Source organism: Blautia sp. HCP28S3_G10, assembly GCF_052065235.1.
GTDB lineage: Bacteria > Bacillota > Clostridia > Lachnospirales > Lachnospiraceae > Blautia_A.
This window is the reverse complement of record NZ_JBQHUL010000043.1, coordinates 1-26,914: the sequence shown is the minus strand read 5'-3', so window position 1 is coordinate 26,914 and position 26,914 is coordinate 1. Positions and strand designations below refer to the sequence as shown.

Annotated in this window: 30 protein-coding genes and 1 pseudogene; 27 read left to right on the top strand and 4 right to left on the bottom strand. The window is 41.9% G+C overall.

Annotated features, from left to right (window positions below; genetic code table 11):
• Positions 1-107: 107 nt before the first annotated feature.
• Positions 108-239: pseudogene (locus ACTNB8_RS14245) on the top strand (DUF4111 domain-containing protein); the annotation flags it as partial.
• Between the two features lie 691 nt (positions 240-930).
• Here ACTNB8_RS14245 and ACTNB8_RS14240 read toward each other — a convergent pair.
• A complete protein-coding gene (locus tag ACTNB8_RS14240; protein WP_441055744.1) occupies positions 931-1,068 on the bottom strand; it encodes a helix-turn-helix domain-containing protein in 138 nt (45 codons plus the stop codon).
• Positions 1,069-1,386: 318 nt separating this feature from the next.
• Between ACTNB8_RS14240 and ACTNB8_RS14235 the strand changes: the two genes are divergently transcribed.
• From ACTNB8_RS14235 to ACTNB8_RS14200, 8 genes are all read left to right on the top strand, one after another.
• Positions 1,387-1,581, top strand: a complete 195-nt coding sequence (locus ACTNB8_RS14235) for a helix-turn-helix domain-containing protein (protein WP_195549124.1) — start codon at positions 1,387-1,389, stop codon at positions 1,579-1,581.
• The gene (locus ACTNB8_RS14230) at positions 1,578-2,270 is read left to right on the top strand and encodes a response regulator transcription factor (RefSeq protein ID WP_195549123.1); all 693 of its coding nucleotides are present in this window, start codon (positions 1,578-1,580) and stop codon (positions 2,268-2,270) included. Before ACTNB8_RS14235 ends, ACTNB8_RS14230 begins: the two co-directional genes overlap by 4 nt.
• Positions 2,267-3,208 carry a sensor histidine kinase gene (locus ACTNB8_RS14225; RefSeq protein WP_195549122.1) on the top strand — a complete coding sequence of 314 codons (942 nt, stop codon included), beginning with the start codon at positions 2,267-2,269 and terminating at the stop codon, positions 3,206-3,208. Before ACTNB8_RS14230 ends, ACTNB8_RS14225 begins: the two co-directional genes overlap by 4 nt.
• An 87-nt stretch (positions 3,209-3,295) precedes the next feature.
• Positions 3,296-4,207: an ABC transporter ATP-binding protein gene (locus tag ACTNB8_RS14220; protein ID WP_195549121.1), complete on the top strand. Its 912-nt coding sequence runs from the start codon at positions 3,296-3,298 to the stop codon at positions 4,205-4,207.
• Positions 4,208-4,212: 5 nt separating this feature from the next.
• Positions 4,213-4,920, top strand: coding sequence for an ABC transporter permease (locus ACTNB8_RS14215; RefSeq protein ID WP_195549120.1), 708 nt, complete (start codon positions 4,213-4,215; stop codon positions 4,918-4,920).
• Between the two features lie 12 nt (positions 4,921-4,932).
• Positions 4,933-5,790 (top strand): DUF4097 family beta strand repeat-containing protein, encoded by an 858-nt coding sequence (locus tag ACTNB8_RS14210; protein WP_195549119.1) that lies wholly within the window; start codon positions 4,933-4,935, stop codon positions 5,788-5,790.
• The gene (locus tag ACTNB8_RS14205) at positions 5,790-6,092 is read left to right on the top strand and encodes a PadR family transcriptional regulator (RefSeq protein ID WP_195549118.1); all 303 of its coding nucleotides are present in this window, start codon (positions 5,790-5,792) and stop codon (positions 6,090-6,092) included. The genes ACTNB8_RS14210 and ACTNB8_RS14205 overlap by 1 nt, the downstream gene beginning before the upstream one ends.
• A gap of 3 nt (positions 6,093-6,095) precedes the next feature.
• Entirely contained in the window at positions 6,096-6,299 is a 204-nt protein-coding gene (locus ACTNB8_RS14200) for a cysteine-rich KTR domain-containing protein (protein ID WP_330610963.1), read from the top strand.
• A gap of 188 nt (positions 6,300-6,487) precedes the next feature.
• On the opposite strand, the gene ACTNB8_RS14195 is transcribed toward ACTNB8_RS14200, so the two are convergent.
• Positions 6,488-6,853 carry a helix-turn-helix domain-containing protein gene (locus ACTNB8_RS14195; RefSeq protein WP_195549116.1) on the bottom strand — a complete coding sequence of 122 codons (366 nt, stop codon included), beginning with the start codon at positions 6,851-6,853 and terminating at the stop codon, positions 6,488-6,490.
• A 735-nt stretch (positions 6,854-7,588) separates the two neighbouring features.
• Here ACTNB8_RS14195 and ACTNB8_RS14190 point away from each other — a divergent pair.
• The 14 genes from ACTNB8_RS14190 to ACTNB8_RS14125 all read left to right on the top strand — a co-directional run bounded on the left by ACTNB8_RS14190 (position 7,589) and on the right by ACTNB8_RS14125 (position 21,871).
• Positions 7,589-8,029, top strand: coding sequence for a sigma-70 family RNA polymerase sigma factor (locus ACTNB8_RS14190; RefSeq protein ID WP_195549115.1), 441 nt, complete (start codon positions 7,589-7,591; stop codon positions 8,027-8,029).
• Positions 8,030-8,624: 595 nt separating this feature from the next.
• Positions 8,625-10,592, top strand: a complete 1,968-nt coding sequence (locus ACTNB8_RS14185) for an ATP-dependent DNA helicase (protein ID WP_195549114.1) — start codon at positions 8,625-8,627, stop codon at positions 10,590-10,592.
• Between the two features lie 159 nt (positions 10,593-10,751).
• On the top strand, positions 10,752-11,870 hold the full coding sequence (locus ACTNB8_RS14180; RefSeq protein ID WP_195549113.1) for a tyrosine-type recombinase/integrase: 1,119 nt from the start codon (positions 10,752-10,754) through the stop codon (positions 11,868-11,870).
• A gap of 15 nt (positions 11,871-11,885) precedes the next feature.
• Positions 11,886-13,862 (top strand): tyrosine-type recombinase/integrase, encoded by a 1,977-nt coding sequence (locus tag ACTNB8_RS14175; RefSeq protein WP_195549112.1) that lies wholly within the window; start codon positions 11,886-11,888, stop codon positions 13,860-13,862.
• Entirely contained in the window at positions 13,859-15,352 is a 1,494-nt protein-coding gene (locus tag ACTNB8_RS14170) for a tyrosine-type recombinase/integrase (RefSeq protein WP_195549111.1), read from the top strand. Before ACTNB8_RS14175 ends, ACTNB8_RS14170 begins: the two co-directional genes overlap by 4 nt.
• Positions 15,342-15,767, top strand: a complete 426-nt coding sequence (locus ACTNB8_RS14165; protein WP_243272191.1) for a DUF6262 family protein — start codon at positions 15,342-15,344, stop codon at positions 15,765-15,767. Before ACTNB8_RS14170 ends, ACTNB8_RS14165 begins: the two co-directional genes overlap by 11 nt.
• Positions 15,768-15,787: 20 nt before the next feature.
• Positions 15,788-16,171: a DUF6262 family protein gene (locus ACTNB8_RS14160; RefSeq protein ID WP_195549109.1), complete on the top strand. Its 384-nt coding sequence runs from the start codon at positions 15,788-15,790 to the stop codon at positions 16,169-16,171.
• A gap of 191 nt (positions 16,172-16,362) precedes the next feature.
• Complete coding sequence (locus tag ACTNB8_RS14155) at positions 16,363-16,494, top strand: Flp1 family type IVb pilin (RefSeq protein ID WP_441055748.1); 132 nt, start codon at positions 16,363-16,365, stop codon at positions 16,492-16,494.
• Positions 16,495-16,509: 15 nt separating this feature from the next.
• Complete coding sequence (locus ACTNB8_RS14150; RefSeq protein WP_441055736.1) at positions 16,510-18,000, top strand: DUF5702 domain-containing protein; 1,491 nt, start codon at positions 16,510-16,512, stop codon at positions 17,998-18,000.
• Between the two features lie 43 nt (positions 18,001-18,043).
• Complete coding sequence (locus ACTNB8_RS14145) at positions 18,044-18,910, top strand: TadE/TadG family type IV pilus assembly protein (RefSeq protein WP_441055734.1); 867 nt, start codon at positions 18,044-18,046, stop codon at positions 18,908-18,910.
• A gap of 15 nt (positions 18,911-18,925) precedes the next feature.
• Positions 18,926-19,336: a prepilin peptidase gene (locus ACTNB8_RS14140; protein WP_441055733.1), complete on the top strand. Its 411-nt coding sequence runs from the start codon at positions 18,926-18,928 to the stop codon at positions 19,334-19,336.
• Complete coding sequence (locus ACTNB8_RS14135) at positions 19,333-19,770, top strand: TadE family protein (RefSeq protein WP_441055731.1); 438 nt, start codon at positions 19,333-19,335, stop codon at positions 19,768-19,770. The genes ACTNB8_RS14140 and ACTNB8_RS14135 overlap by 4 nt, the downstream gene beginning before the upstream one ends.
• A 4-nt stretch (positions 19,771-19,774) precedes the next feature.
• The gene (locus ACTNB8_RS14130; RefSeq protein ID WP_441055729.1) at positions 19,775-21,130 is read left to right on the top strand and encodes a DUF6382 domain-containing protein; all 1,356 of its coding nucleotides are present in this window, start codon (positions 19,775-19,777) and stop codon (positions 21,128-21,130) included.
• Between the two features lie 117 nt (positions 21,131-21,247).
• Positions 21,248-21,871, top strand: a complete 624-nt coding sequence (locus ACTNB8_RS14125; RefSeq protein ID WP_441055727.1) for a rhomboid family intramembrane serine protease — start codon at positions 21,248-21,250, stop codon at positions 21,869-21,871.
• On the opposite strand, the gene ACTNB8_RS14120 is transcribed toward ACTNB8_RS14125, so the two are convergent.
• Positions 21,817-22,560, bottom strand: a complete 744-nt coding sequence (locus ACTNB8_RS14120) for a sensor histidine kinase (protein WP_441055725.1) — start codon at positions 22,558-22,560, stop codon at positions 21,817-21,819. The genes ACTNB8_RS14125 and ACTNB8_RS14120 overlap by 55 nt on opposite strands.
• 160 nt (positions 22,561-22,720) lie before the next feature.
• Between ACTNB8_RS14120 and ACTNB8_RS14115 the strand changes: the two genes are divergently transcribed.
• Entirely contained in the window at positions 22,721-23,122 is a 402-nt protein-coding gene (locus ACTNB8_RS14115) for an HIT family protein (RefSeq protein ID WP_441055723.1), read from the top strand.
• A 21-nt stretch (positions 23,123-23,143) separates the two neighbouring features.
• Positions 23,144-23,683 carry an RNA polymerase sigma factor gene (locus ACTNB8_RS14110; RefSeq protein ID WP_441055721.1) on the top strand — a complete coding sequence of 180 codons (540 nt, stop codon included), beginning with the start codon at positions 23,144-23,146 and terminating at the stop codon, positions 23,681-23,683.
• Between the two features lie 19 nt (positions 23,684-23,702).
• Here ACTNB8_RS14110 and ACTNB8_RS14105 read toward each other — a convergent pair whose 3' ends face one another.
• The gene (locus tag ACTNB8_RS14105) at positions 23,703-24,764 is read right to left on the bottom strand and encodes an undecaprenyldiphospho-muramoylpentapeptide beta-N-acetylglucosaminyltransferase (RefSeq protein WP_441055719.1); all 1,062 of its coding nucleotides are present in this window, start codon (positions 24,762-24,764) and stop codon (positions 23,703-23,705) included.
• Positions 24,765-24,911: 147 nt separating this feature from the next.
• Here ACTNB8_RS14105 and ACTNB8_RS14100 point away from each other — a divergent pair, with 147 nt between their 5' ends.
• Both ACTNB8_RS14100 and ACTNB8_RS14095 read left to right on the top strand, forming a co-directional pair.
• Positions 24,912-25,859, top strand: a complete 948-nt coding sequence (locus ACTNB8_RS14100) for a DUF4367 domain-containing protein (protein WP_441055717.1) — start codon at positions 24,912-24,914, stop codon at positions 25,857-25,859.
• A gap of 72 nt (positions 25,860-25,931) precedes the next feature.
• Positions 25,932-26,414, top strand: a complete 483-nt coding sequence (locus ACTNB8_RS14095; RefSeq protein ID WP_441055746.1) for a DUF6147 family protein — start codon at positions 25,932-25,934, stop codon at positions 26,412-26,414.
• Positions 26,415-26,914: the final 500 nt, after the last annotated feature.

Genomic DNA, 26,914 nt, shown 5'->3' with positions numbered 1-26,914 from the left:
TACTTTATTCAGTTTTCAATGTGCAATTTTAATTTATATTGAACGCTCACAAGAGCATATCAATCTTTTTCTCATCAGATTAGATTATCCGAGTTTTCGGACAGTCTCCCCTGCTAACAACGGCAAAGGAAGCTTATTTGGGAAATTTGTCTGATGAATGGGAGACAGTAGAAAAGGAAGCGATGGCACTTGTAGAATATATGAAAAAACAAATTGAGGAATTACTTAGAACAGAGTAGCAAAGTTAGCGGGGCCAATCAACGGTCAAGATGAACGGCGCATAAATGCGCCGCCGTTGACAGTCCCGCCCGTCTTTGCTGATGGGCAATCAAGGCGGGAAAGCCCTAAAATGGCTTCCCGCCCATTTCAATCTTGAGAGAAGAAACGCTCCAAAACCAGAAAGAGAGCGGCCAAGCACTTTGAGGGATTGGCCGCCTTGTCCACCCATTCAGCGGGACGGCGGGTGGCGGTCAAGGCCGAGTGTAAACCCGTTCATTTCAGCCTTGACGGTTGCCCGCTGTCCTGTTACTTTTCCGGGAGTGTAGCCACAACTTCGGGACACTTTGTCCACAAGTCGGAGCGTAGGACGAGGGACGGGGGCTTTCATATACGCCCAGTCTGCTGTTGAAACCAGACCTGTGCTTACGGCTCTACGCCACGCAAGCACAGCCCTGTTTTCCTGCCGCTTCAAATGCCCTTGCCCTCCCCGGCGGCAACGGCATTTTCACGGCAACGCCGACAGAGCGTATAACACACTACACTTTGCTTCGCAAAGTCGTGTGCCAAATGGGGGCGTTGCCCCCTTTGGAAACCCCCACAAGAAAAGGCGGTACGCTACCCCTCCACGGGGCGCATACCGCCTTTTCTTGTTATCCAGCCCTCCGGCTGTATCGGTTGAGCAAAAGTCAGCGTGGGAATGGTGTGGTATCTTTATCTAAGTGATACCCCAGTTTCCCATTTTGAAACAGCTTTATTGGTCACACCGAGTTTTTCTGCAAATTGCACTTGTGTCATTCCATGTTGTTTTCTACAAGCGGCGATAAATGAGCCTATCTTTTTTTGTTCCATTGTGTATCCTCCTTATGGGGAAATTGTAACTCTTTTGAGGGTAGATTAACACCCACAAAAGGTAGAATTAAGGTGGAATGCTCTTTTTGATTGTTTCTACCTATTCGCTATAACGTTTGTATTATACTTCAATGAGTTTATATTCACAATAAAATATTCGGAACAGCGGGTTGACGAACGCTATATGAATTGTTTTCCCATCAGGAACTTCTGCTTTTTATTTGAGTTACTAATCTTGCAGAACTATGGTACTATGCGACTTGTATATTTCGAGCATAAGAAATATAATGAGGGCAGTACAAAATCAGGAGGTCAGTCATGGATGGATATATGACACTTAGGGAAGCAAGTGAAAAATGGGGTATCACGGCCCGGATGGTGAATTACTATTGCTCATCAGGGAGAATCAAAGGTGCGGTAAAGGTATCAACTTTATGGCTGATACCACAGGATGCAGAGAAACCTGCGGATAAGCGGAGAAAAAATGATACGGCTATGGAGGTGCAGCCATGAAATTATTATTAGTGGAAGATGATATGGAGATAAGCCAGATGCTGAAAGACTATCTGAGGGCAGAGAACTATGAAGTGGTTTGTGCCGCTGATGGGAAAGAAGCCTGTGAGAAATTTGACAGTGACTCTTACGCTCTTGTTTTACTGGATTTGATGATTCCAAAGATCAGCGGCATGGAAGTTATGCAGCATATCCGGCAGAGCAGTACGGTTCCGATTATCATTGTGTCTGCAAAAGATACGGATGCGGATAAGACACTGGGCCTGGGACTTGGGGCGGATGACTATATTACAAAACCATTCTCGGTGACAGAGGTATTGGCCCGTATTAAGGCAAATATCCGGAGGAGTACCCAATATTCAAAACCAGCGGAACCGGAAAACGAGACACTGGTGATTGGGGATCTGGTTATGAACCTGACAGATTATACGGTAACAAAAAAGAATGTAAGGGTGGATCTGACAGCGAAAGAGTATGAAATCTTAAAGCTCCTCCTTCAGAATCCAAAGAAAGTATATACCAAAGAGCAGATGTATTCCCTGATCTGGAATGACGCATACCTGGGAGATGAAAATGCAGTCAATGTCCATATCAGCAGATTAAGAAATAAAATCGAGGATAATCCGAGGTCTCCAAAGTATGTTATTACGGTTTGGGGTATCGGATATAAATTAGGAGATTTATCATGAGCGATGCAACGATTATCTTTTTCCTGTCCGCCTGCATTGCAGTGCTGATCTGTATTGTTCTTTATCAGCAGTTTGCTTTCCGGACAGGAACACAGATTAAATTAAAGAAAATCAGCCAGAAGTTAGAAGAAATCCAGGATACGGATAGTGATGAAAATGTCATGGTCTTTACAGACAATAAGGTTCTTATGGATTTGGCAGCCCAGATCAACCGCCTGTTGGAGAACCAGAGAAAGGTCAAGGTGGATTACCGGCGTTCAGAAATTTCTTCAAAGAAAATGCTGTCTAATATATCCCATGATATTAAGACGCCCATGACAGTGATCTTAGGTTACCTGGAAATCATGCGTCTGAACAGCTCAGGGGAGAATGAAATGCTTCTGAAAGTGGAGCAGAAGGCCCAGAGAGTGATGGAATTAATCAACCAATTCTTTACGCTGGCAAAGCTGGAGGCCGGGGACACGGAGATTACGATTTCAAAGATCGATGTCTGTGAGGCGTGCCGAGAGAATGTGCTGGATTTTTATGAATTGTTGACACAGAAGGAATTTCAGGTAGATGTTGATATCCCGGAAGAAGCAGTCTTTGTCCGGGGAAACAAAGATGCCCTTCAAAGGATTTTGTTCAATCTCATTTCCAATGTAGTACGGTACGGTTCCGATGGAAAGTATATGGGAATGTTTCTTAGGTCAGATGAGAAATATATCTATATTGATGTGGTGGATAAAGGGAAAGGGATAGAACGGGCGTTTGCACAGAATGTATTTGAGCGTCTGTTTACGATGGAAGATTCCAGAAACCGTGAAATACAGGGAAACGGCCTGGGGCTGACAATTGCGCAGAATCTGGCGCATCAGCTTGGCGGGGAGATTACCCTTGAGAGTGAGCCGAATGTAAAAACTACATTTACGGTAAAACTGCGGAAATTTTCCTATTAAATTTCCAAGAAAGAAATTCGTAAGAATTAGTCAAGAGTTTTGAAAATCTTAGCCGCTAGAATGGTCATCAGAAAGGAGGCAGACAATATGCCATATATTTTACAAACGAACCAGCTTACAAAATCCATTGGCGGCAAAAATCTTGTAACCAATGTGTCCATGCACGTTAAGAAAGGCGAAATCTATGGTTTCCTGGGACCGAACGGCGCCGGTAAGACCACGGTTATGAAAATGCTGACCAACCTCTGGAAACCAACAGAGGGGAGCATTGAACTGTTCGGGAAGAAACTCACACCGACTTCTTATGAAGTGCTGAAACGGATGGGAAGCATTATTGAGTTCCCGACCTTCTACGACCATCTGGACGGGAGGGAGAATCTGAAACTCCATTGTGAATACATGGGTTATTACAATCCCGGCAGCATAGAAAATGCCCTGGAGATGTTGAATCTGGCAGACGCAGGGAAAAAGCCGGTACGCAGCTATTCATTAGGAATGAAACAGCGGCTTGGGATTGCCCGTGCCATTCTTAGCAAGCCGGAATTACTTATACTGGATGAGCCGACGAATGGCCTTGATCCGGCAGGTATGAAGCAGATCCGGGATTTGCTGAAAATGCTCTGTACGGAATACGGTATTACCATTGTTGTGTCCAGCCATATTCTTTCTGAGATTGAAAGCATTGCCGATACGGTTGGCGTTATCAATCATGGTGTGCTTATGAAAGAAGTTACTATGAAAGAAATATCAGAAATGAGCCTTGCCTATATTGAGTTAAACGTAATCAATACAAAGAAAGCATCCTATGTTCTGGCTGATAAGATGGGGCTTGATAATTTTAAAATCGTAGAGGACGGAAAAATCCGGATTTATGACCATCATGTGTCCACACAGGAATTATCAAAGGTTCTGGCACTGAATGATGTAGAGATTGTTGCCATTGGGAAAAAAGCGGAGTCTCTGGAAGATTATTTCCTGAAAATGACGGCGGAGGTGTAGCAGCAATGTTAAAATTAATCAAACTTGAATGGAAAAAGAACAATATTGGGAAGTACGTCCGTAATGCGGTAATTCTTGCGGGACTTCTTTGCCTTTTCATCTTTGCGCTGGCTTACCTGGGGATAGCCAATGATCCGGATACCGGAGTGCCGGATGCCGCGCCGGGGAATGAAATGATTTCTTCCTCGATTGAGTTATTTACCAGTATGTCTTTTCTGATTTTTACCAGTGTCATGTTAGCATCCTTCATCGTTACGGCATATAAGAACAGAACCATGAATCTGATGTTTTCTTATCCAATCAGACGGCAAAAGATACTGGTTTCGCAGATGCTGGCAGTATGGATTTTTAACTTTATTGCATTAGTTCTAACGAAAGTGTTGATTTACGGGTGTGTCCTTGCGGGTTCCCACTTTATGACATCTGCGTTTCCGCTTGATTTCAATATGGCAAGCCTGTCATTTTATGTGCAGCTTATTTTGAAGTCAGTGGTGATCGTAAGCATGAGTTTTATCGCGTTATTCATCGGCCTTGCCATGAAATCATCAAAAGCAACCATTATTTCGTCTTTCCTGCTGATTTTTCTGACACAGGCCAATATAGGTGATTTTACGATGAAGAACAATCTGATTTTTCCAGTGATTCTGACTTTCGTATCGTTGATCTTTGCGGCCCTGTCGGTATACAACGTAGAAACCAAGGATTTGATGTAGCAGGAGGTGGTTATGAGAATGAAAATGATTTTGTGCATGAGTCTGTTGGCGGTATCTTGTTTATGCGGATGCAGTCAAAATGAAAAAGTCAGTCTTTCAGAAACATACGATGCGGAAAATATATCTGCCATCAATATGCAAATTGACTCCTGGCAGCTTAAAATCATGGTTTCGGCAGATGATGATGTTCATGTCAGTTTAGATGGCGGAACCGCAAAGGGAGCAAAAGAGCCATCAGTGGATATGCGGGATGGTGTGCTGGATATTGTACAGGCAGAGAGCGAAGATACCGTTTTAAGCCAGTTCTCTCTGGGCAAAGAAGGAGAGGTGACCGTGTATGTTCCAGATACGCTGGAAGGAACCGTTACCATTAAAAATGGCTCCGGCGATATGGAAATCGACAGCCTTGCTGTTTCCAAGCTCACGCTTGATAATTCTTCCGGCTATATTGAAATGAATAATGTAACAGCGGATGTAGTTGAAATTGCATCTTCTTCCGGAGATGTAAAATTGTCTGACGGCAAGATTGACGATTTTCAGATCAGCACATCGTCTGGATATGTAACATGGAAAAATACAGAGTCGGAGCATATTTCCATTACTGCGAAATCTGGTGAAGTCAATGTATCTGGTTTGGGAGATCAGACCAATGCGGAGGTTTCCACAAGTTCTGGCGATATTGGCATTTCTTACGAAACACCGCCACAAAACCTTTCATTTAAAATCTCATCAGGCTCCGATGATGTGTCAGTGAGGCTGGAGGATGCTTCCTATACGATGGAAACTTCCGCTTGTAAACAGGGAAAGATTGGCGATGGAACATATAGCCTGACAGTGAACAGTGACAGTGGTACTGTAGTAATTCACTGATGGATTTAATTAAAGTAAATGGAAAACTGCTGGAGCTGTTGCTTCTTAATGCATTAAACGAACATAAAGCATATGGGTATGAATTGACAAACCGATTCACTCCAATTTATCAGAAGTCATCGGGGGCAATCTATTTAGCGTTGAAATCTTTATGTGAGAGAGAATTGGTCAGTAGGGAAAGCGAACTGTTTGCTGGAAGGATTCGAGTTTACTATGCGTTAAGCAGTGAAGGGAGAATTTATTTAGGTAATCTTCGGGATAAATTAGACCTTGAATTGAAGAATTTACAGTCTTTCCTATAAAAAATGAGGGGTGGTATTTTGCAGATAGGACAATGGATTTTATGTCCCCTGTGTGGGAACAAAACAAGGCTAAGGATACGGGAAGATACGGAGATAAGAAATTTCCCGCTGTTTTGCCCTAAGTGTAAACAGGAAACTTTAATCAACGTAAAAGAAATGAATATGTCTGTTATCAAAGAGCCAGACGCTAAGACGCAGAGCCGATAACCTATTGAGTTCAAACTCGCAGGTTGTCGGCTCCGTTGTTTTCCATCTTATTTCGACATATTTTGTCGAAAATTTTTTAAAATTATATACCATTCATAACTCATCCATAAGTCATTCATAACTCGGTGTTTTATAATGGCAGAAAAGAGAGAAACCAGCAGTAACAAGGGATTCTTGTCCTACTGGTTTCACTCGGAACCTTTTGGTTCATTTTTGTGCTGGCTGTTTAGTAGCTGCTCTGATAAAAACTCCATAGTGCGAAGAAGGATTTCCTGATTTTCCTTATTGTGTGATTGGAGTTTGCCAATAACACGCTGTGCGATCTCGTTTTCAGATGAGACTTTGTCTGGAAAGAGGGAATTAGGGGTAATTCCCAATCGATCAATCAACAGGGATAAGGTTTCGTAAGAAGGATTCTTCCTTCCGTTTTCGATATCCTGAACCGTTTTGACAGCTAGACCGCACTGATCAGCCAGTTCCTGCTGGGTAAGAGCGCAGCTTTTCCTTGCAGACCGGATGCGGTTACCCAAATACATAAGTTTGTCTTTCGGCATAATTGTTCACCTCAAATACATTCTATCGTACCGATTAGGGAAAATACATTCCCTTAAAGTATGTATAGAATAAGTGCTATAATGCCGATTTGAAAGAGAATAAATATTCCGTTACTTCAGAATGAGTGTGGAAACACTTTCGTGAAATAACTGAAGGCCCTGTTGGGGAGCCAATAAAAAAAACGGCTTCTCGCAGCAGGGCTTATTTGTGCATGCCATCTGTGATTAGTCGTTAGGAGAAAATCATGGATGGCATTCTTTTCGTGAAAAGGTACAGTTCCTGGGCAGGTGATTCCAGAAAAAAATTGCAGACTACAAAAGAGAATCTTATACCCATGAATACGCACCATACTACACATTAGATAAGTACAATAATATATATAGTTCTATAAAAAAGAAAAACGTCAGGAAGCAGAAAAAACTTTCTGGCGTTTTTCTTTGTCGATTTTTTGTGGATATTGACGATTGGCATCTTAATCATAACTGGATTCTACAGTGGCAGATATATAAAACCATTGCGAGGCATCCTGAAAGTTGGTAAGCCAGGGAGAACGGGTATTTACTGAACCTTTTGACTCACGATGTGCTTTATATGCCTACGGAGAAAAAGACGCTGGATATTCTGGTGTCTATAAAAACAGTTTTGAAGCTCCCTGTCATGGGGAGATAAGATGCCGATCACCGCCACCACTTCGATTTGATTTCTAAAAAATTTCAGATCGGAGGTAAAGAAAGGTGGCTTATAACAAAGCAAGAGAAGAACAAAAATGGAAGAGCTGGAAAGAACGTGAGGAAGAAAAACTCCGGGAACTGGGTATGGATGAAGCATCTATACAAATACTGCATGAGAGCGATTGGGCGGATTTTAATTCCGAAAGACGTTATCGGGAACACCAAATACCACTGCTGGACTATGCGGAGCTGTTACTGGCAGAAACGGAGGTTAGCGAGACGCAGATTCAAAGCGTAGAGGAACTGCTGGATACCATAGGCGATGAGCAGCTATTACATATTTTGATGGAAGCAGACAAGAAAACGCTGCAGATTGTTGTCCTAAAGATGATGGGGTATGCGCCAAAGGAGATCAGCACCTGTATTGGTATGCCGGAGCAGACAATCTACACCAAACTGAGACGGCTGCGGGAAAAAATAAAAAAAGTTGTGAAAGCTGAATAAAAACAGGGCATCTCATCGGCTATTAAGTAGAAAGGGGATAGTGTCCCTTTTTACGCACATTGAAAATCCCATACCAGCATTATTGGTACGTTCCTATGGATAGTAGCGTTGCAGGATGAGCGCCAGGACGGAGAAATTTGAAACGGATACCAGAGATAGACCGATCATAGAAGTTGTGTGATGGAGGTCTGCGCTGGTGTCTGTTTCGGTTTCTTTCGAGCGATCCATCAGACCTGACAGGGAGCCGCGGCTGGCTCTCCGCCATGAGCATCCATGGGGTATAATGATACGATATTCTGTCAACGAGCAGAAGATGAACTCCAGGTTGTAATCAGCAAGACCTTCAGAACATCTGCGAATGGCATCTGCCAAATGCCTGCCAGTAATGTTCCCATATATGCCATGGAAGAAGTGGCAGAGGCCGTCAGGGGTGCGAGGTCAAATGTGACGCCAACAATGAAACAACAATTTAGAAATCAATGAAAGTGTGTCGTTGATATCAGATATATGCGGCTGTGGGGAAACTCACAGCCGTACTTTAAAAGGATGTGTTTTTCTTTGGTATTGACGTCATGCGTGAAAGGCAGGCAATGAAATGAATTATAAGAATCAATATCAAAGAAAAGCACATCAGGAAATTGACTTTATTTTTTTGACGCTGTTGCCACAGGCAGGCTTGAGCGTAAGGGAAGAACAGGTAAAGTTAAGCCATCAGATGTTGGACACCTTGCTGGAAGGGAAAATAGCCCTCTGTGATGCGGGTGTTGGAATCGGGAAAACGTATGCCTATCTGGTAGCCTGTATCCTAATGCGAAAATATGCGGCAGCGATAGGGAACAGATGGCTGTGTGATAAACGTCCGATAGTTATCTCTACTTCCAGTATTGCATTACAGGAGGCGATCATACAGGAGTATATTCCTTTTTTATCGGATATTTTTCTAACGACCGGACTGATTGCTTCCCCATTAAAGGCTATTGTGCGGAAAGGCAAGGAGCATTTTGTTTGTGATAACCGTCTGGAAGTCCGCTTAGAGGCTGTCCGGGAAAAACCTAAAAATGAAGCACAGAAAAAAGCATTGTTTTCCTTAAAACAGATTTACGATATGGATGAGGTTGCCAATCTAAGCAGTTTCGACCGCAGGCTGGTCTGTGTTCCAAAGTTCTGCCCGAAGGAATGTCCGGGAAGGACAAGCTGTCGTTATCAGATGTATCTGAAACAGGCACGGGATCCGGATATTTTTTTCCAGATATGTAATCATAATTATCTGCTTGCGGATTCTTCCCATCGTGCGAAGGATTATAAGCCTCTGCTGACGGATTACCGGGCTCTCATTGTGGATGAAGCCCATAAGCTTCCGGATGCGGCAAGGCAGATGTATGGGAAATCCCTCTGCTATGAGGATATTTTGGAAATCTGTGATTTTTTGGAGGGAAAGCATCAAGGGATGACAGCAAAGAAATTAAAGGGTGTTTTCCATAACATGTTCCATGTCATTAGTGAAAATCACATGACAAAAGCTGGACCTGCATCGGCTTTCCGAATGACGGAGGAATGTGCTATCGTGCTGGAGGACGGAAAAGAAGCACTAAAGGAATTGACGGTCAAATTACGGGGGATCGCTCCGGGATGGATACGAAACCAGCTGGAAAAAGCAGGAGAGGTATTGACTATTTTTACGGAATCCAGTAAACACTACATCCTGCATTTGGAGCAGGATAAGGGGAAATTGCCACAGTTGTGTGCAACAAGCAGGAAGATACCGGATATTCTCTCAGGTATGTTATGGAGCCAGGGTTTCCCGGCTATCTTAACAAGCGGCACTTTAAAGGCCGGGAATGGCTTTTCCCGCACCAGGCAGGAAAACGGGCTGGGAAAAGAAATCCGGGTGATGGAATATGTGGCGGAATCCCCGTTTGCTTATGAGAAGAACTGTCTCTTGTACCTGCCGCAGACACTGCGAAGGACAAAACATGGAAGCCGGGAGGAAGCCGTCATGCTGGCACAGCATATCCAGCGGCTGATCTGTTCGACTTACGGTCATACGCTGGTGCTGTTCACCTCGTATTCTTTAATGGGCAGCGTTTACCAGATCTTACGGGACAGCCTGCCTTTTCCCATGGTGGAAGTGTGGCGCAATGCCCAGGAGGAGATCATGCGGTTTAAAACATTGGAAAATGCGGTGCTGTTCGCAGCCGGATCCTGTTGGGAGGGTGTCGATTTTCCAGGAGATATTGTGTCCTCTCTGATTATCGTAAAACTTCCATTTGCTGTTCCGGATCCATTGAGGGAAGCGGAAAAGGAGCAATATGCTACTCTGACAGAATATATCCGGGATATTATTGTGCCGGATATGCAAAAGAAACTGCGCCAGGGGTTTGGAAGGGCGATCCGAACAGAGAGCGATACCTGCGTAGTGTCTATCCTGGATCACCGGGCGGTGGCAGGAGGCAGGTACCATGAGGATGTCCTGTGCGCGCTTCCGACCTGCCAGATGGCAGAGAATATTGAGGATGTGGAAGCCTTTATCCGCAGGCAGAAATGTGAAGGATATTATATGTAGGAACACGTTCCCGGCGTTGTTGGTTCTGAACAGATCGGGAGCGGTTTTGAAACAAAAGTTCAGTGGTATTTCAGGCGGTTTTTGGAGAGCTTGGAATTGCTTTGTTGCCCCGAAGTGGGTATACTGTGTATAGCGTTAGAAGGAAAGGAAGTGAGTGAAATGGCACAATATGTAGTAGACATGCAGACGGAAAAACAGGAAAAATTCTATTTTATCCGGGAGAAAGAAAGCATGGATATTGTCCTTTTACCTTCCAAATATCTAATGCATAAGAAACGGTCGAAGATATCACCGAATACGATCCGGAGAAGTGCATTTGCCTTATCCTACTATCTGAATTATATGGATGAAAACCAACTGCATCTGGACGATATATACAAAATGAAATATGCCGAACAGCATGAACACTTTACAGACTTTCTGATATGGTTAAAAGCTGGTGAGCATAGCAGGGAGGAATATTCAAAGCTCCCCAATAATGAGACTTGCAATGCATATCTGAAAGAAGTGTTCCGGTTCTATACTTTTATGGAACGGGAAAACGGCCAGTCAGAGAGTCTGAAAGTGCTATCGGATGCACAGATGATTGTGCGAAACTCGGTAGGTGTCAGAAGGGTGCTGAACCGGAAAAGTTTTCACGGTTATTTGAAAGAAAAAGGACATCAGGGAAAAACCATTGAGCAGGACAAGATCGTAAGTTTGCTGCAGAAATGCGCGAACTGCCGCGATCAGGTTCTGCTTTTATTATTGGCCGAGACAGGATTCCGTATTGGGGAACTCTTGGGAGTCCGGTACAGAGAGGACATTGATTATAAAAACCATGTAATCTATGTAAACTTTCGAGAGGATAATGAGAATAATGCAAGGGCTAAGAATGCAGAGTTTCGCAGAGCGAAGATCAGTGATGCGACATTTGATATCCTGATGTTTTATATGGAGGATTACAAGGAGCTGCTTCGGGAACAGAAATACTTGTTTATCAATGTCTCAAGTGATTATGCTGGGGAGCCATTCAAAGTAAGCGGAGTTTATGCGATGTTACGCAGGCTGGAGGAAAAGACTGGTATCAAAGCATCTCCACATATGCTGAGACATTATTTTGCAAATGAAAGACGGAAGGATGGCTGGAAGCTGGAGCTTATCAGTCAGGCACTCGGACATCGGAATATCGAAACGACCATGAAATATCTGAATATAACGGACGAAGAACTGATACAAGTCAGTGATGAATTTTACAGTAAGCATCAGGCTATGTACGGCATTCAGGATCTGTTATAGGAAGGGGGCGGTCAAGTGTCTGCAATCAGATTACTGCAAGCTGAACGGCATGAAGATATACAGCATCTTCACAGGCAGCTAATGACAGGTGGACTGTTGCAGAAGGAATTGTTGGAAGAAGCAGAAGGCTATCTGATACAAAAAGGTATTTATGATGTCACACTGATAGAGGAATGCGATTTCCGGGAATATAAAAAACTTCTGATAGACAGCGGACGATATACAAGGCAGAGTGCCGTTGAGCGTTCATCCGCACTTCGGAAGAACCAGCGGTATTGGGTGGAACAGGAATATGGGGAGCTGCTCGCAGAGATTAAGGAGTGTCAGGTGTCGGATGCTCCGCTGAAGGGAAACATTCAGAGGTTTCTCATCCGGCAGGGAATCCACCATATCAAAGATATCGATTATACGACACGGAGTCGATATGAAGCAGAACTGCAAAAGACCGGGAATGAACAGCGTGTGATGAAATACCTGAAGGTGTTCGACCATATCAAACAGTACAGTATCCAAAGCGAGATAAGCAGCCTGCCGGGAATGGCAAGAAACCGGATGCAGTATAAAGCGCAGATTATTTTCCTGCCTTACCTGCCGGATCCGGAACTGGTCAAAGATTTTGAATATGTTCAGGATAAGCAGGAACTGGTGTGGGATTTTGCAAAGAGAGCGCCGGAGAAATTAAAAAAGCAGGTGTTTCTACTATTAAATTACATACTGGAAAACCTATACCGGGACGATCCAAAGGAAAGAAGAGTACGATTCTTATTACCCCTGCACTGGCTGTATGATTTCTGTGTGGATGAGGATATCGAAGATCTGGAGCGCCTGGAATTGAGCCAAATCAACCAATTTGAAAAGATCGTAGAGCAGAAAGTGGTCAATGTGAAAAATTCCATGCAGATCATAGACAACAGCCGGAAAATTTTATTTTTGGCTGCATCGGAAATCCACTGGCATGCTAACGTGTGGTATATGGAGCGTTTTCATTTATCAGAGGACAGACTGAATCCGAGCAGCCCAGTGCAGAGATTGAGCTTTATAGAAGTTACCAACCAAAAGAACCGGGAGCTTCTACAGGAATATGCCAAATATCATGTCGGAATCGGAGGGCTTACCATAGCAAATATTCGGGCGCAGCTGTATGAGGTTAAGAAACTGCTGGAATATTTTAATGACGAAATATCCATCTGCCAGGTGGATGAAAATCAGTTGGATGGTTATTTCAGGGAGCAGGAAGAAAAGGATACAAAGGATGACACGTTTAATAAAAGAATTGTGTGTTATCTAAAATTTTACCAATTTTTGAATGTGAGAGGATATATCAAGGAAATCCCGTTTCAGCCGGAATATTATCTGAAAAAGACATACCCGGAGCATCATGACAGAACAGTGGAAGAAGAAGTTTATATGGAGATCCTGCATAAACTCTACCTATTTCCGCAGGTTCCTAAACTGATATTTTTACATCTGTGGTGTACCGGACTTAGAATCAGCGAGGTATGCACGCTAAAAGGGGATGCGTATTATTGGGATGGGGAAGATGCATGGCTGAAAGTTTATCAGATTAAAATGAAAGCAGATAAAATGATCCCGATACCGTTTATGTTGTACATGGTGATGAGGAAATACATAGAGAAGAATCATATCCGCCCCAAAGATTATATATTCAAAGGGAAAAATGGCGGAGCATACCGGGTGGCGACATTCCGAAAAGAATTTCAGTATCACTGCACCAAGAATCAGATAGCAGATGGAGAATATATTTTCAAAACCCATGATTATAGGCATACACTGGCTACCCGGTTTTACGATGATGGCGTTTCCATACAGACGATCCGGGATTATCTTGGACACTTCTCAGAGGAAATGACAAAGCAGTATGTAGATTTTATGCCTAAGAGGATAGAAAAAGCGAGTGATGCCTACTTTAAGAAACCAGGAAATGACCTGGCCTCAGCAATCACAGTTAAGAAACGTGGTGATAAGAAATGAAAAAAAGAATTTATGTTTATGAGATGGATTGTTACAAACAGGCATCGGAGGAACAGATCGAAAAAATGCATATCCGTCCGGACCGGTATTTTGATCTGGAAGGGCTGCCCACAGAGGAGATCAGCAGGCTGTTAGAGGAATTTATATGGGATAGAGGCAAAAAACTTGCTCCCTCCAGCCTGTCAAGTGAGCTGCTCTATTACAATAATATCCGGAATTTTCTGATTGATCGAAATATATGCAAGCTGGATGGGAAAGCAGAGGAAAAAATAATCCGTATGCTGAGAGGCTGGATGATGGAAAAGGGATACGCCTTATCAAGTAAAAAATATAGGGCGACATATGACAAGATCGGAATTGAGACTCCCGGCATTGTAAAGCACATGAAGAAGATCCTAAAGTTTGCGAAAGAGGATGATGACCGGGATGAGCAGGAAAAAGATGTCTGGAATTTAAAGAACTTTGATTTCCCAATCCAGTCGAATCCAATCCTGAATATGGAAACAATCAATTTTACAAAAATCACGCAGCCGGACATCCGGGAGGAAGTAAAAAAAGCGGTGTTTATGCATCTGAAATATTCCCCTCTAGGAACTATTCAAAGTGAAATGACAGCCATAAAGCGGTTTGCCAGGTTTTTGGAAAAAAGGTGTCCGGATATCAAATCCTTACAGGAACTGGAAAGGCTTCATATCGAACAATACCTGATATACCTGCAAACAGAAGCGCATGAACGGAAAAATTACAGATCGGATCTTTATGCCCTGCGGAGGGTGCTGGAGGATGTCGGAAATCTATATGAACGACAGAGCATGAGTGAATTATTTTTGAGCAATGATTTTCCAAGCACCCCAAGGCATTTGTTTAAATTTTACAGTGATGCTGAAATTAAGAGATTAAACGAACACATTTTCAAGATGGACGAGCAGATATGCAGGGCATTGATTATCCACCAGTTATTAGGAACTCGGATATCCGATACGCTGACCTTAAAGCCGGATTGTCTAAGCATGCGGGAAGGACGATATTTTATAAGAATCGATCAGGTAAAATCCGTAACGTATGAAAAGGCTATCAGTGAAGAAGTGGCAAGGCTCATCATGAAAGCGATTGATTATACAAAAGAGCGGTATGGAGAAACAACATACATTTTTGTAAAAAAGAATGATCCAACAAAACCTTATCAGTATGGTATGATCCAAAATCAGATCATGAAGATGATACGTCAGGAAGATATCCGGGACGATAATGGCGAGCTGCTACAGTTTGGGACACATATATTCCGGCACTGCTATGGGAAGAAACTAACGGAGATGCATGTGGATGACTGGATGATAGCAAAGCTGTTAGGGCATACCTCAACACAATCTGTGCAGTATTACCGGAAAATCGGTAATAAGCTGATGGCTGATGAGACAAGAGAAGCAAGAGAAAAGATGGACATGATCCTATTAGATATCATAGAAGGATGGGATGATTATGAAATATGATAAAATGATAGAGATTACACAGGCCGAGAGCCAAAGGAAGATGGAGGTTGCCAAAAAAGCCATTTCTGGTATGCTTGATAATATGGAAAGAATTACCGTTGCAGAGTTAGTAAAAAGGACGGGGCTTTCCAGAGGATTTTTTTATAAAAATCAGATGGTTAGGCGTGAGTTAGACGATGCCATCCACAGGCAGGAAGCAATCTTTAAGAACCAACATCCAGTTATAATGGACAGGCAACTTGAAAATTCGATGGCTGAATTGAGACTTGAATTATTAAAAGCCAAAACGAAAAATGAGGAATTAGCAGCACAGAATCGGGAACTTTCTAAGAACAATGAACAACTTTGCCAGCAGATAGAGAAACTTCAGAAACAACTTAGTAGAAAAGAAGTCTCCCTACTGAAAAGATTGTAAATAGAAGGGAGCAGATGGATATGAAATACGATAAAATGGTTGCACTGAACCAGGCTAAAAGCAGGCAGAAAACAGATATTGCTATAAGTGAGATTGAAAAAATGCTTCAAAGAAAAGAGCGGATTTCGGTAACTGAACTGGCAAGAAACACTGGATTTGCAAAAAGTTTTTTTTACAGAAATCCGGAAGTTAGAAAAGCGTTAGATGATGCACAGCTTCAACAGGGGGAATGCTACAATCCGAAGAAAGTTATATTTGATAGAGCGTTGGAGAATACAAACATTAATTTAAAGACTACAGTTATGAAATTGAAAAAAAGAATCAGGGAATTAGAAAGTGAAAATAGCCGATTAGAGAAAAAGATCGAAGAATTAACAAAAGAGTTAAACAAGCAAAAGAAATAAACAATCAAATAAGAAAGACAGCTGACAGCGGATGATATGAAAAACATATCTCGGCTGTTTTGCTTTATATAGAAATCATTAAGGTTAGGGATTTGGACGTTTTACCTAATGCACGATATACACAGTCTCACGGAAAATGGGCAGAAAAAGACAGAAACTTCGCAGTGACGCTGACGATAGAGCCAGTGTTTATGCGGGTTACCAGAGAAGGGGTAAAAATTATCGTAGTACTTATCAGTCTGGTCATTATTTTCAAACAGCAGCTGACAAGCCTGGTAAACAGCATTCTCAGTAAAATAGCAAAGCAGAGCAATTCTATCTGACAGAAGGAGAGGCCTATGGAGAAAAAAGGCAGCATCACGGTTTTTCTTGCACTGATATTAAGTCTGCTTCTGTCGCTGGTGTGTACAAGTATTCAGTCCGTACAGGCTGCAGCAGCCAGAACACAGATTTTGAGCAGCCTTGATATAGGCCTGTATTCATTGTTCGGACAGTATGACAGTATGCTGCTGGAAGATTATGATCTTTTTTTTCTGGATGGTGCGCAGGGTGGCAGCAGTCTGAATCTTGGAAAAATATATGACAACATGGAAAGTTATATTAAACCGGTTCTGAAACAGAACAGTCAGAAGCTTTCTCTGAAACAAGGTGGTTTTACAGGATACAGGCTGGCAACAGATCAGAATGGAGAAGTTTTTTACAGACAGGTTGTAACCTGTATGAAACAGACCCTTGGAAGTCAGGGTGTGCGGAAATTACTTGGAAAACTCACACAGAAAGAACAGAGTACGAAACAGGCAGAACAAAACGGAAAACAGACGGAACAGGGAAACACACTTCAAAGTTATGATGCGGAGATGGATACAGCGTCAAAAAACAGTGAAGCTGCAAAAGAGGAGCAGCAGAAAGCGCAGGAAGGAACAGATACTTCTTCTGGGGAGGCAGAAAGCGGATTTTCAGATGGAGAACAGAAACCACAGGTAGTTAATCCGATTCCAATCCTGAAAAGAATCCGTCAGATGAGTCTTCTGGATCTGGTAGTCCCGGCAGGGAAAGGAATTTCGGATCAGGAATGTGAAAAAGGTCAGCTGCTTTCTTCAAGATCTGTCCTGGAAGGGATGACTATGCCGGGAATGCCGGAAACGGATAATTCCAAAACTTCACAGCTGCTGTTTCAGCAGTATCTGGCAGATAGAATGGGAAATTATCAGACCCCGGCATCTGAAGGACTGAAATATCAGATGGAGTATATTCTTGCAGGTAAAAACAGTGACAGGAAAAATCTTGAAAAAGTTGTCGGAAGACTTCTGCTGATAAGAGAAGGAATAAATTCAGCAAGCCTTATGGCTGACAGTGTAAAGATGGCTCAGGTGCACACACTGGCGCTTGCTATTGCTTCAGGTTTCCTGATTCCGCCGGCAGCAGTAATCATAGAAGCAGCACTGGTTCTGTGCTGGTCTTTTGCAGAAAGTGTTCTGGATCTTCGGGAACTACTTTATGGTGGAAAGGTTCCACTTGTAAAAAATGCTTCTAACTGGCAGTTATCACTTGAAAACCTTCCATATTTGCTGGAAAAAATGGATACAGAAAGAAAAAATGCGGAAAATGGAATGTCATATGAAGATTATCTGCAGATTATGCTGTTGTCTCAGTCCAAAAAAGAAAAACTGGAGAGAGGCATGGACATGATAGAAGTACATATCCGCAGTCATTCAGGACGGCAGGAGTTCCGACTGGACAATTGTATAGAAGCTATTGAGGCATCTATAGATGTTGAAGCAAACAGGATAAAGACATTCACAGTGACCAGACAGTACAGTTATGTATGAAACGGGCAGCCGTGAGGCTGCCTGAGAAAAGGAGTGCAGAAAGATGCTTTTTCAGAAGGAAAAAGAAATATGCAGCTGGCACAGTATGTGCCGTAAACAGAAAAATAAAGATGAATTAAAAAAGACTGAGATAGACAGAAAAACAGAAAAAATATATAAAGGAAGGAAACGCTCTCTGTGGAATATAGTCAGACCATTTCCCCCGACAAATGGCGGACTACACATACACAATCTTTCTGAAAAAGTATCTCTGTGTGCTTCAAATAAAATATGGAAAAAGGCAAGTCTGGCAATAGAGACAGCTCTTGTGCTTCCATTGTTTTTTCTGGGACTGGTGACGATGGTTTCATTTATGGACATTTACAGAGTTCAGACAGAACATTTGAGCAGACTCTGCGAAAAAACGAAGGAAGCGGGAATGTATGCTTATGCATTAGATGAAAAAGGACCTGAAGAGATTACATTTCCGGATATATATTCCTATACACCTGTAGGAGGGTTGATTCCTCTGCCAAAAGTCTGGATGCATAATACTGTGAAAGTACACACATGGACGGGCAGCACCTGGAAGGCAGCAGATAAAAATGCAACAGACGATAAAAATGAAGAGATGGTTTTTGTTACAGAAACTGGTTCTGTATATCATAAGAGTGCAGGCTGCCATTACCTGAAACTATCATTAAATCAGATTCCGGGATCACAGGCTGGAAAAGCGAGAAATGATTACGGAGAAAAATATCATCCATGCGAAATATGCAGTCGAAATCAAAAACCGTCAGGAAGTGTTTATGTTACCGGAACAGGAAACCGTTATCATAATCTGGAAACCTGCAGTGGTTTGAAAAGAACAGTGAAGCTTGTAAAGCAGTCAGAAGTAAAAAACATGCATGCCTGCAGCAAATGTGGATAAAAGAGGAGGTCAGATTTGAAAGAAATAGGAACATTGATTTTTCTCGCAGTAAATAGCTGGAAAGACTGGAAATACAGAGAGATTTCACTTGTACTTACCGGGATATACGGTGTTGTGGGAATGGGATACAGTTTCTGGCAAAGTCGAAGTCTTTATGATTTTATGATACCGGCAGCGATCGCAGCTTTATTTCTTATTTTGTCAGTGGTAACAGCGGGCGAGATCGGACTCGGAGATGGCTGGATCCTTCTTGCTCTTGGTCAGATGCTTTATACGACAGAATATATCCGCATGCTCAGTATTAGTTTGATCCTGACCGCTGTTTATGGAGCAGTTCTTCTGGCAGCTGCAGGCAAAAGTAAAAAGACAGAAATCCCACTTGTACCGTTTTTGCTTCTGGGATATATGGGAGGTTTTTTTCTATGAAGTTAAAAAAATTAAAAAAAGGAAGTTTCACAATAGAAGCAGCTGGTGTGATGTCTGTAGTGATGTTGGCAATTATAGGTATTCTGTATCTGTGTTTCCTGGTACATAATCGAAACTGGCTGACTGCTGCAGCTTATGAGGCTGCGATTACAGGAAGCATGGAAAGCATTATGGAGGAAGGAAATGCATATGAGACTGCTGTGATGAAAAGCAGGGAACTTGGGAATACAGGATTTCCTGGTGCTGAGAATCTGAAATCTCAGGTTCAGGCAGGCAAAGAAGTAAAGGTTACATATACTGCAGAAACCATATCAGGTTTTGGTGGATTTCACTGGGAAATGAAAGCAGAAGGGTGTGCAAAAGTGATTCAACCTGCAAAATGGATACGGAAAACAAAAGCTGCTTCAGAAATTGTGGCAGAGATTGGAGGATAATAAGGTGCGGGCAGAATATAAAAGAGATGTAAATCATAATTATCTGATTCTTCAAAATGATGTTTCCACGGATACAGCATCTTATCCGGTACGTATGTTGACGGGCAATGTAATTCCTTCTGTATTGAAGTGTCGGCTGCAGGGGCTGGATGGACAGGAGTTGTTTTACTATGATATTACTTCCAGACAGTCAGTAGCTTCGTTTTATGAGCAGAAAAAATTTTCAGGAGAGGATCTTGAAATGCTTCTGGGAGGTTTTGTCAGAGTAGTCGAAGATATGGCAGAATATCTTCTGAATCCGGAACAGCTTCTTTTGATGCCGGAATATATGTATCTGGATATTTCCAGAAAAGAAGTAAAATTCTGCTGTCTTCCGGGCTATAACAGACCAATACAGGAACAGTTCAGGGAATTTACGGAGTATTGTCTTCCTAAACTCGCGCATGAAGATGCGCAGGCAGTAAGACTGGGGTATGGTGTTTACAGAAAGGCACTGGAAACAGGGTTTCATCTGGAAAGTATCAAAAAAGTCCTTTATCAGGATCAGATGAAAGATGAAACAGAAAGAGAAGAAGAGTATGAAGCAGAAATAGAGAAAGCAGAAGAAGTGGAAGAACTGGAAGATATATTCCAGGAGCTGTCGCAGGAAATATTGGAACCTGAAGAAAAACAGCAGGCACAGAAAGAAAAAAACTCCAACTGGAAATGGATAATATCCTGCGGAGCGGGGGTACTGGTACTTCTTGGAATTCTCATTGCCAGCCTTCTGGGATATCTTCCGGGAATATCAGCAGAGTATGTTATGGCGGCAATGATTCTTCTGGTAGGCACCGGGGCAGGAGCAACATGGGTTTCTGAGAAAAAACGTAAAAAACAGGAAGCTTCTGCACAGTGGAGAGAAAAAGTAAAAAAAGAACTGGAAAAGCAGGATACGGTTCTGACAAAATCAGAAGAAAAAAAGCCTGTCAGTGTGGAGATTGAACAGAAAAAATATACAGGAACTTTGTCAGCAGCAGAGGAAGATTATGGAGAAACAGTTGTTCTGTCAGCGGGTATAACATCGGGACCACCAAGTCTTGTGAGTCGTGAACCGGGAGAACTGCCTGCAATTTATCTCGAGCAGGATCTGATCGTGGTCGGTAAAATGGAAACTGCAGCGGACGTGGTTCTTCCTGTATCAACAGTAAGTCGTGTTCATGCAAGAATCAGAAAAAAGCAAGATGGATTTTATCTGGCTGATCTTAATTCCAGAAATGGAACTTCTGTGAATGGCCGTATGCTGAAACCAGAAGAAGAATATCTTCTGCAAGACGAAGATCAGGTGGATTTCGCACAGGCAAGATATATTTTTTTAAAATAAAATAATATCTGTGAACAATAACAACGTAGCAGCTTTCTTGTAATCAGGATATCTATCTGTTAGAATGTATGGAAACATAAAAATTTTTGATGTTTTCAGACAGAGGAGAGTGAACAGATGGAAGAGGTGCGCAGAGAACCGATAACAATATTTTTGATATTTGTAAATATTCTGGTATTTCTGGCTGTGGAAATGACGGGAAGTTCTGAAAATGCAATGCATATGCTTGACTGGGGCGCAGCCTATACTCCCAATATTATAGAAGGTGGAGAATTTTACCGGCTGTTTACGTCTATGTTTCTCCATTTTGGTATGGAGCATCTGGCCAATAATATGCTGGTTCTGTTTGTCCTGGGAAGCAGGACAGAGAGAGTAGTTGGAAAAATCCGTTTTCTGATAATTTATTTTGCCGGTGGTTTTATTGGAAATGTAGTTTCTGTCTGGCTTGAAATGAAAAGCGGAAATTTTGCTGTATCTGCAGGTGCCTCCGGCGCCATATTTGCGGTAATGGGTGCGATGATCTATATTGTGATACGTAACAGAGGCTGGCTGGGCGATCTGTCCGCAAAACAGATTCTAATTATGGCTGCTTTTTCCCTCTATTTTGGATTTACCAGTAGCGGAGTGGATAATGCTGCTCATGTTGGCGGCCTGTTTGCCGGATTTCTGCTTGCAGTTATTCTTTATCATCCAGGCAGATTTCGGGCAGAAGCTTCTGAAGATTGGACAGATGAATACTGAGAACATTCTGTGGAAACCGGGAGAGTAATTCTGAAGCTGGTTCCATGTCCTGGTACACTTTGTACTGATATGATGCCCTGATGAGCTTCAATAATCTGACGGGTGACAGCAAGTCCGAGGCCTGTGCCCCCGGACTTATAGGTGACAAATGGCTGAAAAATATTCTGCAATTGCCGGGAAGTCATGCCGCAGCCATTGTCACTGAGAGTAATGCAGATCATATCTGTGGCAGCAGAAACAGAGAAACGTATTACACCATGAGAATGCTGTATGGATTCCTGAGCGTTCTGAATCAGATTCAGAAATGCCTGACGCATTTTGACCTGATCGAGAAACAGACGGGGAAGAGATTCAGGAATATCGGTCTCAAGAGAAATTCCAAGGTAATCCAGGGCAGGACGGAAGGTATGAATAATATTCAGGAACCAGGTGGTCGCATCTGTTTTTATGGGGGAAATTCGTTCTGCACTCTGATATTGTGAAATTCTGTTCAGCAATTCTCGGATGTAATCCATATTTTCCATAATATTATCCCATTCCCGATAGGAAATAATTTCAGGGTGAGAAGCAGACATCATCTGCAGCTCACTGGAGATAAGAGTTAATGGATTGCGGATCTCGTGAGATAATTTGGAAAGTGTAAGCTGGAATTCTTCGTTCTGTTGCTCTGAATTGATTTTTTTCTGCATAATCTGTCACCTCAATGGCAGTTTAACACCGGAAAATGTCAGAATCAACAAAAATCATATTGAAAAAATCGAGAAAATACGAGAAAATAAGAAGAGATAACTGTGAGGATACTGAACAGTTACGAAGAGATGTACAGTAATTATAAAGGAGGAATTTATTATGGAAAATTGTATTTTTTGTAAAATTGCCAATGGAGAGATACCGGCTGCGACTTTGTATGAGGATTCAGATTTCAGAGTAATTCTCGACCTGGGACCGGCAAGTAAGGGACATGCATTGATCCTTCCGAAGGCACATGCTGCCAATATTTATGAACTGCCTGATGAAACAGCCGGAAAGGCAATGATTCTTGCAAAACATATGGCAACCAGACTTACGGAAGAACTGAAATGTGATGGATTTAATATTGTCCAGAATAACGGTGAGATTGCAGGTCAGACTGTATTTCATTTTCACATGCATCTGATCCCAAGATATCAGGGCGACAATGTAGGGATTACCTGGAAGCCAGGGAAACTCACAGACAAGGACAGAGAGGAAATTCTGGCAAAATTTAAATAAGTGCCGGAAATTGTACAGAAGATGACGATTGAGAATTTTAATGATTTCTACAGAGAATACATAGAATTCTCAGCAAAAGTTGCCTACAGGATATTGCAGAACAGAGAAAATGCAGAAGATATTTCACAGGAGGTATTTCTGCATTTTTATAAAATCAGGAAAAATATTGATTACAGTAATGCAAAAATGCTGGAATCACTGGTTTTTACAGCAACTGCAAATAAGTGTAAAGATTACTACAAGAAATCCTGGATAAAACGGGAAACATGTCTTGTAGATGCGGAAAAAGGTGTAGAAGCTGTCGATGAAAGACAGAATCCTGAAGAAGTTGTATTGCAGAAGGAAGAGGAAAAATCAGGCGAACTGAATCGGGTGTTTACAAAATTCAGAGAGACCAATCCAACAAATTATGATATTCTTATGAAAACAAAAATGTTGGGGATTCCTCCGGATGTAGTAGCTGAAGAATACGGGATGACGAGAAATAATGTCAATAACCGAAATAAAAGATCAAAAGAATGGATAAGCAGAGCACTGAAAGAAATGCGCAGGCGGCTGTAATACCACCTGCGCAGAACAGTTAACTGTATTTTTTTATCAAAGATACAATATGCTGAATAGAGTCCATATGCTGACTGGCTGACATGGCAGCCTCAAAAGTCTGACGGTTGTCATACAGCTGGTGGAGTGTGTCAAGAAGTTTCTGGTCGGTAATTTCTTCTTCTTCCAGAACCATGCTGTATCCCTGTTTTTCAAAAGAACGGGCATTCAGTATCTGATCACCGCGGCTTGCGTTGGCAGAGAGCGGAATCAGAAGGTTTGGTTTATGAAGGGCACTGAGCTCGCAGATTGCATTGGCACCTGCTCTGGATATTACAACATCGGCCATTGCAAAAAGGTCCGGCAGTTCCTGCTTGATATACTCGTACTGTACATAACCTTTTGTAGCTGACAGTTTTTCATCTACTTTACCTTTACCACAGAGGTGGACAACCTGAAAATCTTTCAGAAGTTCAGGAAGAATCTTACGGACATGTTCATTTACAGATGCTGCACCAAGACTTCCTCCGATGATCATAAGAACCGGTTTGTCGGAAGTAAAACCACAGAATTTCAGACCGGCTTCTTTATTGCCGGATAACAGTTCCTGGCGGATAGGTGTTCCTGTGAGAACTGCTTTATCTGCCGGAAGGTTATTGACAGTTTCCGGAAAGTTGCAGCAGACTTTGACCGCAGAAGGAATACACAGCTTGTTGGCAAGTCCGGGAGTCATATCAGACTCGTGGATGATTGCTGGGATTTTACATCGCTTTGCAGCGATAACAACAGGGACGGTTACAAAACCGCCTTTGGAAAATACAATATCGGGTTTCAGTTCTTTGAGCAGTTTTTTTGCTTCATGGAACCCCTTCAGAACCCGGAAAGGATCAGAAAAGTTTTTGGGATCGAAATAACGTCGTAACTTTCCTGAGGAAATTCCATAGTAGGGAATGCCGAGCTCTTCGATAAGCTTACGTTCAATGCCTTCATAGGAACCGATATAGGAAATCTGATAACCTGCCTCCTGAAGAGCTGGAATCAGAGCGATATTTGGAGTAACATGTCCGGCGGTACCGCCACCGGTAAGTACGATATGTTTCATAGAGAATTCCTCCCGAAAATCTTAATATAGTAACGAACAGTTATTTAATTACTATGAACCTGCCGGGCAGAATTGTCAAGAAAAGAGTGTTAAAGGTTACTGTGAATAGTAAATGTTGAAGAAAACAGTAACACCGGAGAATTACTTATGAGAAAAGAATTTGAAGAAAAGGAAAAAAGTACTTCAGAAGAAAATATCCGGACTTCAGTTGAAGATATGACAGATGAGGAACTTCAGAAGTTCCTGGAAGAACAGTATATAAAAGAAGCCGAAGAAAGGCAGAAAGAACTGTTTACTGATCAGGATTTTGAAGATCTCAGAATGACAGATAAAGAAATAGATGCCTCTTATGCAAAATTTGTCGAGAGACTTAAAGCAGAGGGGCTTTATGAGGAAGATACAGAAGAATCTGATACAGAAAATCCAGAGAATCTGTCAGCAGAAGAGGTGAAAGTCAGAAGCACAGAATCTTCATTAAAGTCAGGAGAAAAGATTTATCCGATCAGTGGCAGACGTACCAGAAAACTGGCGAAGGTCGCGGGAATTGGAATTGTATGCGCTTTGTGTGTGTTTGCTGCAAGCATGACCAGCGAAGCGAACAGAAATTATTTTATTAATGGGTTTCGGATACTGAGCGGAAGCGATACCAGAATGGTTGTAGGAAATGATAAAAAAAATGAAAATGTAAATACAGACGAGTACCAGGCTATGGCAGAGATAGAGGATAAGCTGGGAGTAAAAGTACCGGAATTTTATTACAGGCCATATGGGATGGAGTTTGATACTTGTGAAATAAATGATATCAGTAAAATTGCGTGGATAGAATACAAATACAAAACAGCCATAATTACATTTTGTATAAATGAACAAAATAAAGATACTTCCAGCTATGTTCAGAGTGTGTCAGGAGAAAATGAAAAAACAGTTTTAGCAACGACAGAAAATCTTGAAGTTAAGATTGAAAAAATAGAGGAAGACGGAGATAATCAACCCAGCTACAGCGCAAAATGGAAACGAGATAATGTAGTTTATTATCTGTATGGAAGGATTGAGGAAGAAGAATTAATAAAAATTATTGAAAATATGGATTTTTAGAGTGATTTTTCAGGAAAACCATCGTATTACTTTATGTAACAGTTGTTTACATAGAGGAAGGGTGTGAAAAAGATGGTTTCATGGAAAAAACTGCTTGGTATAGGACTTGCAGCAGGAATGCTGTTTTCAACTTCTGTGACACCAGTAGCAGCAGATCCGGTAAGTATTCTGGATGAGATTACAGATGAAGAGACAACGGAAGACTTTTCAGAAGATATCAGTTATAATCCTATGAGAAGTAATAACCTTTCATTTGGAAGTATGAAAATTTCAAAACTTTCCAGTTCGGAAATTGCAATTGATGCTCTTACACAATGTCATCATTCATGTAAGAAAGTATATTTGTATATATATCTGGAACGAAAAGTAAATGGAAGTTATGGTACCTATAAGTACTGGAAGTTTGATGCTTCAAATGTGACCAAAATACATAAAGGCCTTCGTGTTGCAGTACCAAGTGGCACTTATTACCGGGTTCGCGGCTATCATGCAGCCAGTGATGGCGGCGAAAAAGAATCCACGTCAACTTTAACACAGGGAATTTTGGTAAAATAAGCGGAAGTTTCTTTTGACCAGCCAACGAGAGATTCATTACGAAATTTGAAAAAGTACCCTGAAGTAACAGTAATATAACTGAAATCCTACTGGTGCCTGTTTTCAGACACTCCCAAAACCATCGGAAGACAGAGGCATCAAACGAACCACAACTGTATATGATGAATAAAAACTGAATAGCGAAACATGGAGGAGATTATCAGATGAGTTTAAATTAGTTTTGTAAACAACCGTTACCTTCTGATAACACGAAATGTTTGCACAAAAAGAAACCAGAAAATTAGATTAAAGACCTACCCATTTACGACAAAAATGGAAGGGAGAATCATCTTTAAAATTCGCCAAATGATCAATTTTCAGGACTAAAGCAGAGTCGGACATACCCTGGCTGTTGTCCGGCAAATTAAATGATGTCCCATACGGCAGATTATTTCGCACCGATTTTGGATTTCTACAGATGTGTCAGTCACTTTAAAAGTAACTGTTTCTGCGAATTGTTT

Excerpts from the sequence above, each read along its gene's own strand:
- ACTNB8_RS14100 (WP_441055717.1), top strand. The coding sequence starts at position 24,912 with ATGAGAAAAGAATTTGAAGAAAAGGAAAAAAGTACTTCAGAAGAAAAT.
- ACTNB8_RS14145 (WP_441055734.1), top strand. The coding sequence starts at position 18,044 with ATGCTTTTTCAGAAGGAAAAAGAAATATGCAGCTGGCACAGTATGTGC.
- ACTNB8_RS14135 (WP_441055731.1), top strand. The coding sequence starts at position 19,333 with ATGAAGTTAAAAAAATTAAAAAAAGGAAGTTTCACAATAGAAGCAGCT.
- ACTNB8_RS14110 (WP_441055721.1), top strand. The coding sequence starts at position 23,144 with ATGACGATTGAGAATTTTAATGATTTCTACAGAGAATACATAGAATTC.
- ACTNB8_RS14200 (WP_330610963.1), top strand. The coding sequence starts at position 6,096 with ATGAGGGGTGGTATTTTGCAGATAGGACAATGGATTTTATGTCCCCTG.
- ACTNB8_RS14170 (WP_195549111.1), top strand. The coding sequence starts at position 13,859 with ATGAAAAAAAGAATTTATGTTTATGAGATGGATTGTTACAAACAGGCA.
- ACTNB8_RS14105 (WP_441055719.1), bottom strand. The coding sequence starts at position 24,764 with ATGAAACATATCGTACTTACCGGTGGCGGTACCGCCGGACATGTTACT.
- ACTNB8_RS14165 (WP_243272191.1), top strand. The coding sequence starts at position 15,342 with ATGAAATATGATAAAATGATAGAGATTACACAGGCCGAGAGCCAAAGG.
- ACTNB8_RS14240 (WP_441055744.1), bottom strand. The coding sequence starts at position 1,068 with ATGGAACAAAAAAAGATAGGCTCATTTATCGCCGCTTGTAGAAAACAA.
- ACTNB8_RS14230 (WP_195549123.1), top strand. The coding sequence starts at position 1,578 with ATGAAATTATTATTAGTGGAAGATGATATGGAGATAAGCCAGATGCTG.
- ACTNB8_RS14210 (WP_195549119.1), top strand. The coding sequence starts at position 4,933 with ATGAGAATGAAAATGATTTTGTGCATGAGTCTGTTGGCGGTATCTTGT.
- ACTNB8_RS14155 (WP_441055748.1), top strand. The coding sequence starts at position 16,363 with ATGCGGGTTACCAGAGAAGGGGTAAAAATTATCGTAGTACTTATCAGT.
- ACTNB8_RS14160 (WP_195549109.1), top strand. The coding sequence starts at position 15,788 with ATGAAATACGATAAAATGGTTGCACTGAACCAGGCTAAAAGCAGGCAG.
- ACTNB8_RS14115 (WP_441055723.1), top strand. The coding sequence starts at position 22,721 with ATGGAAAATTGTATTTTTTGTAAAATTGCCAATGGAGAGATACCGGCT.
- ACTNB8_RS14225 (WP_195549122.1), top strand. The coding sequence starts at position 2,267 with ATGAGCGATGCAACGATTATCTTTTTCCTGTCCGCCTGCATTGCAGTG.
- ACTNB8_RS14180 (WP_195549113.1), top strand. The coding sequence starts at position 10,752 with ATGGCACAATATGTAGTAGACATGCAGACGGAAAAACAGGAAAAATTC.
- ACTNB8_RS14195 (WP_195549116.1), bottom strand. The coding sequence starts at position 6,853 with ATGCCGAAAGACAAACTTATGTATTTGGGTAACCGCATCCGGTCTGCA.
- ACTNB8_RS14215 (WP_195549120.1), top strand. The coding sequence starts at position 4,213 with ATGTTAAAATTAATCAAACTTGAATGGAAAAAGAACAATATTGGGAAG.
- ACTNB8_RS14095 (WP_441055746.1), top strand. The coding sequence starts at position 25,932 with ATGGTTTCATGGAAAAAACTGCTTGGTATAGGACTTGCAGCAGGAATG.
- ACTNB8_RS14150 (WP_441055736.1), top strand. The coding sequence starts at position 16,510 with ATGGAGAAAAAAGGCAGCATCACGGTTTTTCTTGCACTGATATTAAGT.
- ACTNB8_RS14205 (WP_195549118.1), top strand. The coding sequence starts at position 5,790 with ATGGATTTAATTAAAGTAAATGGAAAACTGCTGGAGCTGTTGCTTCTT.
- ACTNB8_RS14185 (WP_195549114.1), top strand. The coding sequence starts at position 8,625 with ATGAATTATAAGAATCAATATCAAAGAAAAGCACATCAGGAAATTGAC.
- ACTNB8_RS14235 (WP_195549124.1), top strand. The coding sequence starts at position 1,387 with ATGGATGGATATATGACACTTAGGGAAGCAAGTGAAAAATGGGGTATC.
- ACTNB8_RS14120 (WP_441055725.1), bottom strand. The coding sequence starts at position 22,560 with ATGCAGAAAAAAATCAATTCAGAGCAACAGAACGAAGAATTCCAGCTT.
- ACTNB8_RS14125 (WP_441055727.1), top strand. The coding sequence starts at position 21,248 with ATGGAAGAGGTGCGCAGAGAACCGATAACAATATTTTTGATATTTGTA.
- ACTNB8_RS14220 (WP_195549121.1), top strand. The coding sequence starts at position 3,296 with ATGCCATATATTTTACAAACGAACCAGCTTACAAAATCCATTGGCGGC.